A 15,046-nucleotide genomic window follows, 5' to 3' on the forward strand; every position below is an offset into this window, starting at 1 on the left:
AAAAATCTGATGCTGATCGGCCAGGAAATACCCGTGTCGCCCTGACTGCAATATTCCCGTAAAGTCAGTCACCAGCCGTGGTCTGCCCCCAGAGCCGGCGGGCAGGGCCGGCTTGAGGCACCCCACCAGCCTCGCCGGCCTGTCTTTTTGCTGCGTCGTCGCAAGAAGCAGCAGAGCCTGCATAACCGTCAGGCTGCTGCGGGAGTAGAGATCAAGATTATACACCGCTTTGATTAGGCCTCGTTGAGGCGGCTTGATAACGGGAAGTCGCCAGTGCCGCCTAGGAGCCCGTCTCGGTAACCACATTTCGAGCTGACACTGTGGAGCGTTGAGGGGCGCCCGTAGTGCGCCAGCTTGCAGTGCGGGTCATCCTGTTGCTGCCTTGGCGAGCTTGGTGAGGTTGTGGGCGGTGCAGACCAGCGCCCACTCGTGTTTCACCTTCTCAAGGCCGCGGAGGAGGAGCTGTCGGAACCCTCGTGCCGCCTTGATCTGCCCAAACACGGGTTCGACCACCTGCTTGCGTAGCCGGTAGCGGCTGCGACGGCCGGCGCGTCTGAGCCGCAGCCGCATGGCTGAGACCAGTGGGCCTCGGCGACGGTCCTCGCCGCCATCGGGGTGCTTGGCGCGGCCGGTGGCGACGTAGCCGCGGATGCCGCGCCGGTCGAGGTCGGCCAGGTTGGCCTCCGAGCAGTAGCCGCTGTCGGCGGAGACCTCGGCGGGCGTAACGCCGGTGTTGGTAGTGACGGCGCCGAGCAGCGGTCCCAAGGCGTCCTGGTCGGAGGCGTTGTTGGTCAGGTGATGCGCCACGATGACCTGCGCCGTCGCATCCACGGCGGCCCCGGCGTTGTAGGCCTGCACGAAGCCGTCGCGGCCCTTCATGATCCGGCTCTCCGGATCGGTGAAGTTGCGCTGTGCAGTGGGCCTGGGCTCGCCCGGCGGGTGCTTCGGCTTGCGTCCGCGACGCCCACTCGGCGAGCCATCGGCCTTGGTTCCCGGATCCGGCTTGGCGGCGGCTGCGGCCCGCGCCTCGGCCTCGAGTTCCGCTTTCGCGGCACGGATCCGCTCCAGGCGGCGCGCCTTGTCACGCATCCAGGCCGGCATCTCGTCGCCGCGCCGCTCGGCCCCGAGAGTGGCGTCCTCCTCGGCATCCGTCTCTTCCGCCTGCGCCAGCCAGCCCTCGACCTCGGCCGCCATTTCGGCCTCGGCCGGGCCCATCCGGGCGTAGCTCATCGCCTTGTGCTTGGAAGCATTGGCCCGCAGCTTGGTGCCGTCCACCGCGACATGGCCGAGCCCGACCAGGCCGGCACGTCGGCACAACGTGAGCACCTGCACGAAGAGGTCGGCCAAGGCCGTCAGGTGGCGCCGGCGGAACTCGCTGATGGTGCGGAAGTCCGGCCGGCTCAGCGCCGTCACCGCCTGGAAGTCCAGGCGCTCCTCGCAGGCACGCGCGATCCGCCGCGACGAATAGACGCCTCGGCTGTAGGCGTAGAGCAGCAGCGCCACCATCATCGCAGGGTGGTACGGCGGATAGCCACGAGGCTCCGTGTAGGCCGAAAGGATGGCGGAGAGGTCGAGTTCCTCCGCCACGATGTCGCGGACCAGATGCGCAGGATGCCCCTGAGGTACAAACTCCTGCACCGAGGGCGGCAGCAGCCAGACCTCGTCCACCTTCCAGGGCCGAAAGCTCTTCGTCATACCGGCGAGCGAATCACCACCCAGCCCACCTGTCGAGCCAATTCAGCCGTTACCGGGACACGCTCCTAGCTTTAGATGGCATGGTTGGCCCCTTCAGGCCCTGACGCAGCGCAGCCAGGGCATCCAATGCCGAGTGATCACGGCCTCAGATGTCAGGACTGCAGGGACATCACAGGTCCCTGATAGAAAAACCTTCAGGTTGTCCCAATCTCCCAAAAAATGCGGTTGGAATGCGGTTGCGTTAGCTGAACAGCATAGGGGAGCGGGCATGGCGGTGATGGAGCCCTTCGGCGAGTTGGTCCTGGACGAGCGGGAGGTGGCACTTCTTTCTTCACTGCCTGATGCGGAAGACCAGGCCCTGCGACACCTGATCGCGATTGCGCGAACCCGGGGTCACGTCAACCACGCCGAGGTGTCTGCCGCCCTTCCGTCGGACCAGCTTTCCTCAGATCGTATCGAGGATGCTTTGGGCGTGCTGTCGGCCATAGGCGTCGAGATCACTGACGAAGAGGAAGTGGACGAGGAGGTTCCCACAGAAGGAACGGTGACCGCGACCGAAACTGATGAGGAGCCGGCAGGGAACGCCAAGGAGGAAAGCGGGGGCAGCGCCGACCCAGTCCGCATGTACTTGCGGGATATGGGCACGCTCACGCTGCTGAGCCGAGAAGGCGAGATCGCCATTGCCAAGCGCATCGAGAGCGGGCGCAGTGCCATGATCGAGGGACTTTGCGAGGCGCCACTGGTACTCGACGCCATCCTGGGCTGGTACCGGGCGGTTCAGGACGGAAGTATGCTGCTTCGTGACGTCCTCGACCTGGAGGCGACGGCGGGCGCAGCCGAGGGGGTGGCGAACGAGACGGCGGACCCGGACGACGATGAGGTTGGTGATGCCAGCGATGTAGGCAGCATGGTCACGCCCTCGGTACTCGAACAGCAGGTCAAGCCCGAGGCCATGGCAGCCTTCGAAGCGATCGACGCCGCCTCCGAAGTGGTGCGGGGCCTGCAGGCACGCCGCATGGCGGCCTATGTTGAGGGGCACGCCCTTGGACAGATGGATGAGGCCGAATTTACCCGGCTTCGCGGGGAGTTGGTGGCGCTCGTCGGCGACGTGCACCTTCACGCTAACCGCATATCCGAACTCGTCGAGCGCTTACGTGAGATCAACAAGCGCCTCATGGGCGCAGAAGGGCGCTTGCTCCGCATTGCAGAGACAGCGGGCGTGAAGCGTGAAGATTTTCTCGCCCTTTACCACAGAGGTGGCTCGGTTTGTCTGAACAGCAGTTCGTGCTGGGATAAGTGGAGCCCTGCCGGGTTTAGGCCGCCGCGATCTGCGGGAGCCGGGTGAAGTATGCTTGGTCTGGCGTCTGTCGGTCGAGGCTCGAATGAGGCCTGCGGCCGTTGTAGAAGGTCAGGTAGCGGCCGATTGAGGCGCGGGCCTCGCCGACGGTCTCATAGGCCTTCAGGTAGACCTCCTCGTACTTGACCGAGCGCCAGAGCCGCTCGACGAAGACGTTGTCGCGCCAGGAGCCCCTGCCGTCCATGCTGATGGCGACACCGGCCTTGAGCAGCATTTCGGTGAAGGCCTGGCTGGTGAACTGCGATCCTTGGTCCGTATTGAAGATGTCAGGCCGGCCATGCCGGACCATGGCCTCCTCCAGTGCCTCGACGCAGAACGCCGCTTCCATGCTGATCGACACTCGCCAGGACAGGACCCGGCGGCTGAACCAGTCGAGCACGGCGGCGAGGTAGACGAAACCACGTGCCATGGGCACGTAGGTGATATCCATGGCCCAGACCTGGTTCGGGTGCTCGATCTTCATCCCGCGCAGCAGATACGGGTAGATCTTGTGGCCCGGCGCCGGCTTGGAGGTGTTCGGCTTGCGATAGATCGCCTCGATGCCCATGCGCTTCATCAGCGTCGCAACATGGCATCGGCCGATCTCGACACCTTCCTTGTTCAGGAGATCACGCAGCATCCGGCTCCCTGCAAACGGGAACTCCAGGTGCAGTTCATCCATCCGGCGCATCACCGCAAGGTCGGCCGCCGACACCGGCCGCGGCAGATAGTAGACGCTGCCCCGACTGATCCCGAGAAGGCTCGCCTGCCTGGCGATGGGCAGGCCATGCTCGCGGTCGATCATCGCTTTGCGCTCAGCAGGCCGGCTTTGCTGAGCGCGCCGGACAAAAAATCATTGCTGAGCGTCAGCTCGCCAATCTTCGCGTGGAGCGTCTTGACGTCCACCGCCGGCGTGGCCAGGTCCGATTCGGTCTCGGAACCGAACACCCCGGCAGCCCCCTCCAGGAGCTGGGCCTTCCACGTCGTAATCTGGTTCGGGTGCACGTCGAACTGCTGGGCCAGCTCGGCCAGCGTCTTCTCGCCCCTCACGGCAGCCAGCGCCACCTTCGCCTTGAAAGCCGGGGAATGGTTCCGTCGAGGTCGCTTGCTCATCGTCTCTCCTAATCTGCAGCCATCCTGGCCGCCGTCAGGCAGAAACTCCACTCATCCAACCTGTCCAAATTCCCCGAGCCACCTCTCCACGCCTCCGCCTCTTCGGCGGGCTGGATGGCTCAGCTTTCTTCTCGGAAGGGGAGGGGATGGATGGCTCTCGCAACACGTCATGCCTCGGAACTGGAGGAGGCGCGCACCGCCATCGACGCCATCGCGGAGGAGGCAGGACTACCTATCCCCGAGTTCCGTCGCGTGCAAGCGGTCGTGGCTAAAGGCGAGCGCGACATGAACCGCGCCAAGAAGGAGATGATCGAGGCCAACCTCCGCCTCGTGATCTCCATCGCCAAGAAGTACACCAACCGCGGCCTGCAGTTCCTGGATCTGATCCAGGAGGGCAACATCGGCCTGATGAGAGCCGTCGATAAGTTCGAGTATCGCCGCGGGTTCAAGTTCTCCACTTACGCCACTTGGTGGATCCGCCAAGCCGTGACACGCAGCATCGCGGATCAAGCGCGCACCATTCGTGTGCCGGTGCATATGACTGAAACCGTAAACAAGCTGCACCGCACCTCCAGGCAGATGATGCACGAACTCGGGCGGGAGCCGACGCCGGCTGAGCTTGCGGCGAAGATGGGTATGCCGGTCGAGAAGGTGGTCAAGGCGCAGAAGATCGCGCGCGAGCCCGTCAGCCTTGAAACGCCGCTCGGTGACGAAGAGGACAGCACCCTCGGAGCCTTCATCCAGGACGAGAACGCCGTAATGCCGCTCGACGTTGCTGTTCAAGCCGGGCTGCGGGACGCCGCCACAAAGGCGCTGTCCGGCCTGACAGCTCGTGAGGAGCGGGTGCTTCGCATGCGGTTCGGGATCGGCATGAACACCGACCACACCCTGGAGGAGGTTGGCCAGCAGTTCAGCGTAACCCGCGAGCGCATCCGCCAGATCGAAGCCAAAGCACTGCGGAAGCTGAAGCACCCGACCCGGGGCAGGCAACTGCGCACCTTTCTTGAGGAGGGTTGAGGGCAGAACCTACGCGCCAGGAGGCTACGTAAGCGCATGGTTTTACCAGAGATTTCCCAACAATTTTACATAAATACTATTATGCGACTAATGTATGTAGATCACCGATAGAGATGTCACCCGCCTCACCGATAGAGCTGACACTGTTGGCCTGGTGGTTCCTGGGCGCTGGGGTGGCGGTGGATGACGGTGATCACGATGAGTCGCAAGGAGCTCGCTCGCCTGCAGACACTGGTGGATCTGGCGGATGGCCGGATGCCTGTGGAGGACGCGGCGGCGCTGATGGGCACTGGGCGGCGGCAGGCCTATCGGCTCTTGCGCGCCTTTCGAACTGAGGGCGCGGACGGGCTCATTTCTCGGCGGCGTGGCAGGCCGAGCAACCGGGCGCACGGGAGCGTCTTCCGCGGAACGGTGTTGAGCTTGGTCCGGGCGCACTATGCCGACTTCGGGCCGACCCTGGCGGCCGAGAAGCTGGCTGAGTTGCACGGTATGCCAATCGGCGTCGAAACGTTGCGGCAATGGATGGTGGCCGAGGGGCTTTGGGTTAAGCGGCGGGATCGCGGCAAGCGGGTCCACCAGCCTCGGAGCTGCCGGGATTGTTTGGGGGAATTGGTGCAGGTTGATGGTTGCGAGCACCACTGGTTCGAGGACCGAGGCCCTCCCTGCACGCTGCTGGTATTTGTGGACGACGCGACCAGTCGACTGATGCACCTGAGGTTTGCGCCCAGTGAGAGTGCCTTTGCCTACTTCCAGGCCGCGCGGGAGTACCTGGAGACGCATGGAAAGCCGATTGCCTTTTACAGCGACAAGCACTCCGTATTCCGCCTGGCCAAAACCGATGCTGCCGGGGGCGACGGCATGACGCAATTCGGCCGTGCGATGCACGAGTTGAACATCGACATCCTGTGCGCGAATGCACCGCAGGCGAAGGGCCGTGTGGAACGGGCGCACAAGACGCTGCAGGACCGGTTGGTGAAGGAATTACGACTGGCTGGGATCAGTGATCCAGAGCGTGGCAACGCTTGGCTGCCTGACTTCATGGCAGCCTACAACGCGCGCTTCGGCAAGCCGGCGCGGGTTGCCAAGGACCAACACCGACCCTTGGCGCCGCAGGATAACCTTGGCGACAGTTTCGCTTGGCGAGTGGAGCGGACGGTGACCTACGCACTGACGGTGCAGTATGACCGTGTGATGTTTCTGCTGGAGCCGAACGAGGTGACACGGGCACTGCCACGGCAGAAGGTGACCGTATACGACTTCCCGGACGGACGGGTTGAGGTCCGATGCCAGGGGAGGTCCCTGCCCTACCGGACGTTCGATCGGATCACCCGGGCAACCCAGGGCGACGTCGTGGAAAACAAGCGTCTCACCGAAGCACTGGAGTTCTGCCAGGTGCTGCAGGCGCAGATGCCGCCCAAGACACGCAGCAGTCGGGCTCCGAGAAGAACGGCACAGCCGAATCACATGTTTGGGGTCACCTGATGCGGCTCGGAACCAGCCTTGTGACATCTCTGTCCGTGACAAACTGGGACTTCTCTAATGGTGAATAACAATGTATGTAAGCGCAATATTAAGCTGTTACTCCTGTGCCAGATAGAGATGGCACCCTGCCCGGCAGTTCTGCCGTGGGAGGCTGGCTGTGGCGGTTGTGACGATGGGCAGACACGAGTTCGACCAACTTGAGGTGCTACTAGGTGTACAATCCGGCCGGCCGTGGGTGGCTGATGCCTGTACTCTGCTGAATCGGTCGCGCCGGCAGGTATTCCGCTTGCTGCGAGGCATACGGGAAGCTGGTGCCGCAAGCCTGGTTTCTAAACGGCGTGGCACGCCGAGCAACCGGCGTCTGCCCGACGCGGTGCGGCAGCTCGCCATGAGCTTGGTGCGAGAGCACTACAGCGACTTCGGTCCGACGCTTGCGGCCGAGAAGCCTGCGGAACGCCATGGCTGCAAGGCGTCGCGGGAAACGCTGCGGAGCTGGATGGTCGCGGATGGGCTGTGGCTGGAGCGGCGTGCCCGCCTGCCCTCACCGCACCAGCCGCGGCGTCGGCGCGAGTGCCTCGGCGAGCTGGTTCAGATCGACGGCTCCGAGCATGCCTAGTTCGAGGATCGCAGCTCCGTCTGCACCTTGCTGGCGTTTGTGGACGACGCCACCAGCCGCCTTCTGCTGCTGCGGTTTGTGCCGAGCGAGTCGGCGTTCTCCTACTTCGTGGCGGTGCGGGCCTACCTGGAGGCACACGGCAAGCCGCTTGCTTTTTACTCGGACAAGCACGAGGTGTTTCGGGTTCTGAACCGCCCCGGGTTCGCCGGAGGCTGGTGAACTTGAGTCAGGCCGCCAGCGCAACATCCTGCTGGGCGGCATAGTAGCGCGCTTCGGCCTCGGCCGGCGGGATGTTGCCGATCGGCTCGAGGAGGCGGCGGTTGTTGAACCAGTCCACCCATTCGAGAGTTGCAAACTCGACAGCCTCCATGTTGCGCCAAGGGCCGCGTCGGCGGATCACCTCAGTCTTGAACAGGCCGTTAATCGTCTCGGCCAGCGCATTGTCGTAGGAATCACCGATGCTACCGACGGAGGGCTCAATCCCGGCTTCGAGTAGCCGCTCTGTGTACCGAATCGCAACGTATTGACTGCCCCGATCGCTATGGTGAATGAGACCGCCCTTCAGCGGACGACGGTCATGCAGCGCCTGCTCGAGAGCATCGAGGACGAAGTCGGCATGCGCCGTCCTCGACACCCGCCAGCCCACGATGCGGCGGGCGAAGACATCGATGACAAAGGCCACATACACAAAGCCCTGCCAGGTCGCCACATAGGTGAAATCGGATACCCATAGAGCGTTCGGCTGCGGCGCCCGGAACTGCCGGTTCACCTTGTCAGCCGGGCAAGGCAAGGCTTTGTCGGCGATGGTCGTCCTGGTCTCCTTGCCGCGGACAGCGCCGCGCAGGCCTATCCGCCCAGGCGTTCCACCGTGCAGCGGGCCACCACGGTGCCTTCCCGGCCAAGCTGCCGCCAAACCTTGCGGGCGCCGTAAACCCCAAAGTTGGCCGCATGCACCTGCCGGATCCTCTCCATGAGCACCAGGTCCCGCCGAGCTCGAGGCGAGGCCCGCGCCGGATCGGCCCGTCGCACGACATGGGCATGATAGGTCGACGGTGCGATCCGCAGGATCCCGCAGATCGGCTCGACACCGTAGACCTCGCGTTGATCGTCGATGAAGGCGATCATGGCTTCGGTCGGCGGTCGAGCTCCGCCATCGCAAAATACGCCGATGCCTTCCGCAGGATCTCGTTTGCCTGGCGCAACTCGCGGATCTCGCGCTCCAGTGCCTTGATGCGCTCCCGCTCCTCGCTCGCCGCGCCAGGTCGTTGACCCGCGTCGCGCTCAGCCTGCCGCACCCACTTCCGGAGCGTCTCGGCCGTACAGCCCATCTTGGCCGCGATCGAGCCGATTGCGGCCCACTGGGAGGCATGGTCGCCCCCATGCTCCAGCACCATCCGCACAGCCCGCTGCCGTACCTCAGGCGAAAACCGGTTGGACGTCTTCTTTGTCATAGCCCCATCTTCTCAACAGTTGGGGCCTCCGACAAACCCGGGGCGGTTCAGTTCATCCGGTGCGGCGGCGACTGCTTTGTGCGCCACGTTCAGGTCGGGCAAGTGGTGCAGGAAGCCCAGCCGCGCCAGCGCCACAGCCCGTGCGGGCGCCACCGGTGCGTCGTCCTGGGAAAGGAGGGCGCGAAGCGCGTCAACCTTGCGTAGCTGCTGGAAGGAGCGCACCTCCCGCCAGACTCTCCAGAGCACCGCCAGCAGCCCGGCACCAAAGACCAGCACCGTGATCCAGCTCAGCGTAGCCGAGCGGGCGAACTGGTCCCCGACGAAGCCCACCGCTGAGAGCACCAGCCATCCCAGCAGCAGCACGGTCAAGCCAGCGGCCATCGGGTTCAGCGAGCCCTGGGTACCGCCCTGTGCGCAGCAGGCCAGGAGCGCAGCAGGCCAGGAGCCCAGCCGTGGTCGACGCGCCCTCCCGGCATGCCCTCCGGTCCAGCAACGCCGGCGCCAGGAGGGGCAGCAGATCCGCCGCCCCGTCCAGCAGGCCCGCGGCGGGTGGCAACGCCCCGCCCGCCTCTGGTGCCAGGCTGGTGACCATCATGGGCGGCTCCTCGCCCGGTGGTTCAAGCAGGACGGGGCTGAGGGCCTCGCCGGTCACAGCTTGTCGCCTAGCAGCGTCGTGAGCACCTTGTCCAACCCGAGATGCGGAATGGCCTTCAGGCCACTCGCCTCCATCCTGGGCGGCTCGAACACCGGCAGCATGAAGCGCCGCTGGTTCCAGAAACCTTTCTGCGGCGGTCTGCGGGCGATCTAACCAACTGGCTAGCTTCCATGCTCGGCTGAAAGCTCTCCATCGTGAGGCACTGGTGGACCGGGCTGCAAGGCGTCTGGGTTGCTCCAGGTCAGTTGCCACTCGAGGTTCCGCAAAGCTTCAACGTGTTGCCGCACAGGTGGGTGGTGGAACGAACGTTTGCCTGGATCGGACGCAGCTGGCGCAAAGCCAAGGCCTACGAGCACCTCAAGAGGACTGACGAGATGCTCACCTACATGCCCATGTTGCGCGTCATGCTCCGCAGGCCCACCTCTACAGGCGGGCGGTTTCAGCAGAACGGACCAGCATCTCGGTGAATGCCTCCGCCGGCATCGGCTTGCCGTACATATAGCCCTGAACCTCCTCACACCCTTTCTGGCGCAGCATGTCCGCCTGTATGGCGGTCTCCACTCCTTCGGCAATGGTGTGCACACCAAGAGCATGGCTCATGCCCACCACCGCACGCACGATGGCCTCGGCGCTGCGATCGTCCCCAAGGTGGCGGACAAAGGAGCGATCAATCTTGACCTTGTCGAAGGGAAACTTTTGCAGGTAGCCGAGGCTGGAGTAGCCGGTGCCGAAATCGTCCATCGCGATCTTCACACCCAAGCTCCGCAGCCGTCGCAGTGTCGCCAGCGTCTCATCGGTGTCGTTCAGCAACACACCTTCGGTGATCTCCACCTCGAGGCGCTCAGGAGCCAAGCCGCTGCTTTCCAGGGCCGAGACGACAGCCTCGAACAGGCCGGCTTGACGGAACTGAACAGGGGACACGTTGACGGCGATGGTGAGGTGGTCAGGCCAGGTCATCGCTTCCCGGCAAGCCTCCTGCAGCGCCCAGGTGCCGATGGGCCCGATCAGCCCAGTCTCCTCGGCCACGGAGATAAAGCGATCGGGCGGCATGTTGCCGACGCCTGGCCTTTCCCACCGCAGGAGCGCCTCAGCCCCCATCACGGCACCGCTCTCAAGGTTCACCTGCGGCTGATAGGCAAGGCGAAAGTCGCCCCGAGCGAGGGCGACGCGCAGATCAGCCTCCAGCGCTCGCCGCTCCAGCAGCTTCCGGTTCATCTCGGGCGAGAAGAAGCGGTAACCGCCGCGGCCACCTTCTTTGGCCTGGTAGAGGGCAAGATCGGCGTCGCGCATCAACTGGGTCAGATCAGCGGACCCACTCTGATCGACCATGGCGATCCCAATGCTGACCCCGACACTTGCCCAATCACCGCCCAAGTCGACCGGCGCTTCCAGAGCAGCGATGAGACGACGGGCGAGGGCATCGGCCGCTTCCGGTTGGCGCGCCTTAGGCTGGATGATAGCGAACTCGTCTCCTCCCAGTCGCGCCAGCGTGTCACTCTCCCGCACAACCGCGGACAGCCGTTTCGCGACCTCCTGGAGCAGGCGGTCACCGGCAGCATGGCCCAGCGTGTCGTTGACCTCCTTGAAGCGGTCCAGGTCGAGACAAAGAACGGCAAGCGGCTCGGCGTCACGACGCGCAAGCGCCAACGCCTGCCGAAGCCGGTCGGTGAACAGCCCGCGGTTGGGCAAGCCGGTCAGCAGGTCATGCGCGGCAAGATAGCTGGCTCGCTCCAGTGCCTGGTTCAGTAGCCGGAGCGGAAGCACCCGCAGGACCGCGAAAATCGCCGTACCTATCCGCCGAGTACCGCCTTTTTTGAGGGGTGATGTTCGCTGACCTTAGTGACGCTCATAAGGGCGACGCAAAGGACGGGGCGGGATGGAGATCATCACCGGGGTTGAGCGGCGGCGTCGCTGGCGTGCCGAGGACAAGCTTCGCGTGCTGGCCGAGGCGGCACAGCCTGGAGCGCGGACGTCGGAGGTGGCGCGGCGACACGACATCAGCCGTGGGCTGCTATGGTACTGGCGGCGTCAGTTGCGCCAGGGTCGGCTGGCGGTGCGTGGCGCGCCGGAGCCGATGTTTCTTCCGGTACAGGTGAGTGGCCCTGTGCTGCCCGAGCCTGTGGCGCCCGGGATGGCGACGAACCCACAGATCGAGATCGCGCTGCCGGATGGCACCTGTGTGCGGGTGGGGACTGACGTGGACGCGGCGGCGCTGCGGCGCGTGCTGGGGGTGCTTCGGCGATGATCCCGGTTCCATCGGGTGTTCGGGTCTGGCTTGCCGTTGGTCACACCGATATGCGCCGTGGCATGAACGGGCTAGCGCTGCAGGTGCAGGAGGCGCTCGGGCGTGACCCGCATGCTGGGGATCTCTACGTTTTTCGCGGCAAGCGCGGCGACCTTCTCAAAATCGTCTGGCACGATGGGCTCGGCATGTCGCTCTACGCCAAGCGATTGGAGCGGGGACGCTTCCTGTGGCCTGCCCCCGCGGATGGCGCGGTCGCCATCTCCTCCTCTCAGCTGGCCTACATGCTGGACGGGATCGACTGGAGGAACCCGCAGCACACCTACCGGCCGCAGGTCGCGGGCTGATCCTGTCAGGACAGGGGTGATTGTGCTGGCGGTGGGTTTCGCCGTCTGATTCACTCCCTCCATGACGGCCGCGCCGGACCCTGCCGATGATGTCGAGGCGCTCCGCGTGGCCCTTGCCGCGGAGCGCGAGGCGCGCATCGCCGCCGAGGCGATGATCGCGCACCTCAAGCTGGTCATCGCCAAGCTGCGGCACGACAAGTTCGGCGCCTCCTCCGAGCGCGGCCGCAAGCTCATCGACCAGCTGGAGCTGGAACTCGGCGACCTCGTCGCGACCATGGCCGAGGAGGCGACCCGGACCGAGGGCCAGGGCGGGGAGCGGCAGCCCGGGGCACCACCGCGCAAGCCGGTCCGGGGCCCTCTGCCCGCCCACCTGCCGCGCGAGCGGGTGGTGGTGCCCTCGCCCTCTGCCTGCCCCTGCTGCGGGGGCAAGCTGTCCAAGCTGGGTGAGGACGTCACCGAGACCCTGGAGGTGGTGCCTCGGTCCTGGAAGGTGGTCCAGACCGTGCGCGAGCGGTTCAGCTGCCGGGCCTGCGAGACCATCACCCAGCCGCCCGCGCCGTTCCACCCGATCGCCCGTGGGCGCGCGGGGCCGAACCTGCTGGCCATGGTGCTGGAGGCCAAGTACGGCCAGCACCTGCCGCTGAACCGCCAGAGCGAGACCTACTCTCAGGAGGGGGTGGAGCTGAGCGTCTCCACCCTGGCCGACTGGGTCAGCACCGCGGCCGCGGTCCTCTCGCCCCTCCACGCCCTCATCGGGGCCCATGTCCTGGCCGCCGAGCGCCTGCACGGGGACGACACCACCGTGCCCCTGCTCGCCCGCGGCAAAACGGTCACGGCCCGCCTCTGGACCTATGTCCGCGACGACCGGCCCTTTGCCGGACCGGCTCCGCCCGCGGCCTTGTTCCATTTCTCCCGCGACCGCACGGCCGAGCACCCCAGGCGCCACCTGGCCTCCTACGCGGGCATCCTGCAGGCGGACGCCTATGCTGGGTTCGGCGAGCTCTACCGGCCCGACCGCAAGCCGGGACCGATCACGGAGGCGGCGTGTTGGGCGCATTTCCGCCGGAAGGCCTTCGAGCTGGCCGAGGTCGCTCGCGCGCCTCTCGCGGCCGAGGCCGTGCGGCGCATCGACCGCGTGTTCGAGGCCGAGCGCGAGGTGAACGGGCGACCGGCCGCGGAGCGCCTGGCCCATCGCACCGCCGTGGTGGCCCCGCTGGTCGCCGACCTCCATGCCTGGATGCTGGAGACCAGGGGAAGGCTGTCGCGCCACAACGATCTGGCCAAGGCGCTGGACTACGCCCTCAAGCGCTGGGAGGCGTTCACCGGGTTCCTTGGCGACGGCCGGGTTTGCCTGACCAATAACGCAGCGGAACGCGCCCTCCGCGGCATCGCCCTCGGCCGAAAGGCTTGGCTGTTCGCTGGCAGTGACCGCGGCGGCGAGCGGGCTGCCGTGATGATCTCGCTCATCACCACGGCGAAGCTGAACGACATCGACCCGCACGCCTGGCTCGCCGATGTCCTGGCCAGGATTGCCGACCATCCCGTCTCGAGGCTGGATGGGCTGCTGCCCTGGAACTGGGCCAGGGAGATAGAGCGACGAAAGGCGGCGGCATGACCACCAACAGCATCGCGCGGCTCAAGATCACCCTTGATGAGGTCAAGCCCGCGGTCCTGCGCCGGGTCGAGGTGCCGCTGACGATCCGGCTCGATCGCCTACACCTTGTGCTCCAGGCCGCCATGGGCTGGACCAACAGCCATCTCTACGAGATCCGTGCCCGCGATGTGGGCTGGGGCATTCCCGACCCGGACTGGGGCGAAGGCCCCCTCGACGCTCGCAAGGCGCGTCTCCTGGACGTCATCGAGGACACCGGCGCGAAGACCCTTCGGTACCTCTACGACTTCGGGGATGGTTGGGAACACACGGTCAAGATCGAGCGCATCACCGATGCCGTGCCCGGTCTGACATACCCGCTCCTCATCGACGCCGTGGGGCGCTGCCCGCCCGAGGATGTTGGCGGCCCTTGGGGCTATGCCGAGTTCCTCGAGGCCGTCGCCGATCCGCAGCACGAAAACCATGCCGAGATGATCGAATGGGCTGGCGGGCCGTCCGATCCCAACACGATCGACATCGACGATCATGCCAAGGCCGTCGCAGCCCTGGCCAAGGCATGGTCGCGCAAGCCAGCCGTCAAGCGCAAACCTGCAATCTGACCCGCGGCCCTCGGCGGATGGGTACAAATCGCCCCACCCAGGCAGACGGATGCGCAAGCGACCAGCAGCATCGTGAGCAGCGCATCCCGCATCGAGCGTGCGGCTTCCGCCTCCCCGAGCTTTTGCCCCCCCTCGTTGATAGGCTCCCGGTGGCTGAGCACAGGCCAGGCCAGTTCCTTCCCGGGAACAGACTCGATCACCAGGCGGCCTTGCTCGTTGAAAACGCGTCGCCGCTCGACGGATGCCCTCCCCTCCGCCGGGGCTGAAATCCTCAGCCCTTCAAACTCCCAGAGCGCCGGGTTGACTCGCGATAACTCCGCGACCTCGGCCGCGTGCAACGTGGCGCTCGCTTCGAGCGCGCCGCGCAGGCGGAAGTGGGCGGCCGATAGGTAGGTCACCGGAAGGGCAGCGGCGATCAACAGCGCCGCAAAACCTGTCAGCACGGTGACCGTGCGCGTTACGGTGCGGCTTGGCGCTCCTATCTTCGCAGTGCTGGAGGGAATGGGTGGACGTTTGCTGACCCAGCCTCGAGCCGCTCGGGCGAGGATATAGGTCACCGGCCTGAGGCGCTGGATCGTGCTGTCCGACATTCGCCTGAGACTACCGAGGCGCTGGCAAACAATGTGTTAACAAGAACCGCCAAATACTCCCCTGGAGATCGCTCATTTTTCAGCTTGCGGCGCCAAGTGGGCGGGATCGACGAAACCGTCGTTCGGAGATGTTTCTCTCGTGGGCAAAGTTTCAGCATGGGACGGACCGCTTGCAGTGTACAACTCTAGCCGGGCGGACTTGCCCGCGGCTGACCCAGGCACGACGGGCGGTTGGCTACCTGGCGGGTCGCCCTCGCGCCAAGCTCCGCTGGGTCCTTCCCTTGTTTCTAA

Annotated in this window: 13 protein-coding genes, 3 pseudogenes and 1 other annotated feature; of the genes and pseudogenes, 9 read left to right on the forward strand and 7 right to left on the reverse strand. The window is 65.5% G+C overall.

The window, feature by feature from the left end; translation table 11 throughout:
* Window positions 1–366 precede the first annotated feature (366 nt).
* Window positions 367–1,695: an IS1182 family transposase gene (locus D9599_RS22910; RefSeq protein ID WP_198383622.1), complete on the reverse strand. Its 1,329-nt coding sequence runs from the start codon at window positions 1,693–1,695 to the stop codon at window positions 367–369.
* 268 nt (window positions 1,696–1,963) lie between these two features.
* Here D9599_RS22910 and D9599_RS22915 point away from each other — a divergent pair, with 268 nt between their 5' ends.
* Entirely contained in the window at window positions 1,964–3,040 is a 1,077-nt protein-coding gene (locus tag D9599_RS22915; protein ID WP_198383623.1) for an RNA polymerase sigma factor region1.1 domain-containing protein, read from the forward strand.
* Here the strand turns inward: D9599_RS22915 and D9599_RS22920 are convergent.
* A protein-coding gene (locus D9599_RS22920; RefSeq protein WP_198383624.1) for an IS3 family transposase occupies window positions 3,009–4,144 on the reverse strand; the annotation gives its coding sequence in 2 pieces (ribosomal slippage) (window positions 3,009–3,877 and window positions 3,877–4,144; 1,137 coding nt in all). The genes D9599_RS22915 and D9599_RS22920 overlap by 32 nt on opposite strands.
* 108 nt (window positions 4,145–4,252) lie before the next feature.
* Here D9599_RS22920 and rpoD point away from each other — a divergent pair.
* From rpoD to D9599_RS22935, 3 genes and pseudogenes are all read left to right on the forward strand, one after another.
* Window positions 4,253–5,161: pseudogene (gene rpoD / locus D9599_RS22925) on the forward strand (RNA polymerase sigma factor RpoD); the annotation flags it as partial.
* A gap of 183 nt (window positions 5,162–5,344) precedes the next feature.
* Complete coding sequence (locus D9599_RS22930; RefSeq protein WP_198383626.1) at window positions 5,345–6,643, forward strand: ISNCY family transposase; 1,299 nt, start codon at window positions 5,345–5,347, stop codon at window positions 6,641–6,643.
* Window positions 6,644–6,800: 157 nt separating this feature from the next.
* A pseudogene (locus tag D9599_RS22935) lies at window positions 6,801–7,469 on the forward strand (helix-turn-helix domain-containing protein); the annotation flags it as partial.
* 16 nt (window positions 7,470–7,485) lie between these two features.
* Here D9599_RS22935 and D9599_RS22945 read toward each other — a convergent pair.
* The 3 genes and pseudogenes from D9599_RS22945 to D9599_RS22955 form a co-directional block, all read right to left on the reverse strand.
* A pseudogene (locus D9599_RS22945) lies at window positions 7,486–8,710 on the reverse strand (IS3 family transposase).
* Window positions 8,310–8,426, reverse strand: a sequence feature (AL1L pseudoknot). (Overlaps the previous pseudogene by 117 nt.)
* A 12-nt stretch (window positions 8,711–8,722) precedes the next feature.
* Complete coding sequence (locus D9599_RS22950) at window positions 8,723–9,091, reverse strand: hypothetical protein (RefSeq protein WP_198383629.1); 369 nt, start codon at window positions 9,089–9,091, stop codon at window positions 8,723–8,725.
* Between the two features lie 267 nt (window positions 9,092–9,358).
* Window positions 9,359–9,514: a YcjX family protein gene (locus D9599_RS22955; RefSeq protein ID WP_309228689.1), complete on the reverse strand. Its 156-nt coding sequence runs from the start codon at window positions 9,512–9,514 to the stop codon at window positions 9,359–9,361.
* Window positions 9,515–9,559: 45 nt separating this feature from the next.
* Between D9599_RS22955 and D9599_RS32010 the strand changes: the two genes are divergently transcribed.
* Window positions 9,560–9,832: a transposase gene (locus D9599_RS32010; protein WP_198383631.1), complete on the forward strand. Its 273-nt coding sequence runs from the start codon at window positions 9,560–9,562 to the stop codon at window positions 9,830–9,832.
* Here the strand turns inward: D9599_RS32010 and D9599_RS22965 are convergent.
* On the reverse strand, window positions 9,789–11,129 hold the full coding sequence (locus tag D9599_RS22965; RefSeq protein WP_198383632.1) for a bifunctional diguanylate cyclase/phosphodiesterase: 1,341 nt from the start codon (window positions 11,127–11,129) through the stop codon (window positions 9,789–9,791). The two genes, D9599_RS32010 and D9599_RS22965, sit on opposite strands and share 44 nt — an antisense overlap.
* Window positions 11,130–11,241: 112 nt before the next feature.
* Here D9599_RS22965 and tnpA point away from each other — a divergent pair, with 112 nt between their 5' ends.
* The 4 genes from tnpA (at window position 11,242) to D9599_RS22985 (ending at window position 14,165) form a co-directional block, all read left to right on the forward strand.
* The gene (gene tnpA / locus D9599_RS22970) at window positions 11,242–11,610 is read left to right on the forward strand and encodes an IS66-like element accessory protein TnpA (RefSeq protein WP_198383633.1); all 369 of its coding nucleotides are present in this window, start codon (window positions 11,242–11,244) and stop codon (window positions 11,608–11,610) included.
* Window positions 11,607–11,954 (forward strand): IS66 family insertion sequence element accessory protein TnpB, encoded by a 348-nt coding sequence (gene tnpB / locus D9599_RS22975; RefSeq protein ID WP_198383634.1) that lies wholly within the window; start codon window positions 11,607–11,609, stop codon window positions 11,952–11,954. Before tnpA ends, tnpB begins: the two co-directional genes overlap by 4 nt.
* Window positions 11,955–12,015: 61 nt before the next feature.
* A complete protein-coding gene (gene tnpC, locus D9599_RS22980) occupies window positions 12,016–13,569 on the forward strand; it encodes an IS66 family transposase (RefSeq protein WP_198383635.1) in 1,554 nt (517 codons plus the stop codon).
* Window positions 13,566–14,165 (forward strand): plasmid pRiA4b ORF-3 family protein, encoded by a 600-nt coding sequence (locus D9599_RS22985; RefSeq protein WP_198383636.1) that lies wholly within the window; start codon window positions 13,566–13,568, stop codon window positions 14,163–14,165. The genes tnpC and D9599_RS22985 overlap by 4 nt, the downstream gene beginning before the upstream one ends.
* Here the strand turns inward: D9599_RS22985 and D9599_RS22990 are convergent.
* Window positions 14,090–14,755 carry a hypothetical protein gene (locus D9599_RS22990; protein WP_198383637.1) on the reverse strand — a complete coding sequence of 222 codons (666 nt, stop codon included), beginning with the start codon at window positions 14,753–14,755 and terminating at the stop codon, window positions 14,090–14,092. The genes D9599_RS22985 and D9599_RS22990 overlap by 76 nt on opposite strands.
* Between the last annotated feature and the right edge of the window lie 291 nt (window positions 14,756–15,046).

The sequence above is a fragment of the Roseomonas sp. KE2513 genome, assembly GCF_016107305.1.
In the GTDB taxonomy this organism is placed as follows: domain Bacteria; phylum Pseudomonadota; class Alphaproteobacteria; order Acetobacterales; family Acetobacteraceae; genus Roseomonas.

Bases quoted from the DNA above. Each gene is read 5' to 3' on its own strand.
- D9599_RS22910 (WP_198383622.1), bottom strand. From the start codon at position 1,695: ATGACGAAGAGCTTTCGGCCCTGGAAGGTGGACGAGGTCTGGCTGCTG.
- D9599_RS22915 (WP_198383623.1), top strand. From the start codon at position 1,964: ATGGCGGTGATGGAGCCCTTCGGCGAGTTGGTCCTGGACGAGCGGGAG.
- D9599_RS22930 (WP_198383626.1), top strand. From the start codon at position 5,345: ATGACGGTGATCACGATGAGTCGCAAGGAGCTCGCTCGCCTGCAGACA.
- D9599_RS22950 (WP_198383629.1), bottom strand. From the start codon at position 9,091: ATGGCCGCTGGCTTGACCGTGCTGCTGCTGGGATGGCTGGTGCTCTCA.
- tnpA (WP_198383633.1), top strand. From the start codon at position 11,242: ATGGAGATCATCACCGGGGTTGAGCGGCGGCGTCGCTGGCGTGCCGAG.
- tnpB (WP_198383634.1), top strand. From the start codon at position 11,607: ATGATCCCGGTTCCATCGGGTGTTCGGGTCTGGCTTGCCGTTGGTCAC.
- tnpC (WP_198383635.1), top strand. From the start codon at position 12,016: ATGACGGCCGCGCCGGACCCTGCCGATGATGTCGAGGCGCTCCGCGTG.
- D9599_RS22985 (WP_198383636.1), top strand. From the start codon at position 13,566: ATGACCACCAACAGCATCGCGCGGCTCAAGATCACCCTTGATGAGGTC.
- D9599_RS22990 (WP_198383637.1), bottom strand. From the start codon at position 14,755: ATGTCGGACAGCACGATCCAGCGCCTCAGGCCGGTGACCTATATCCTC.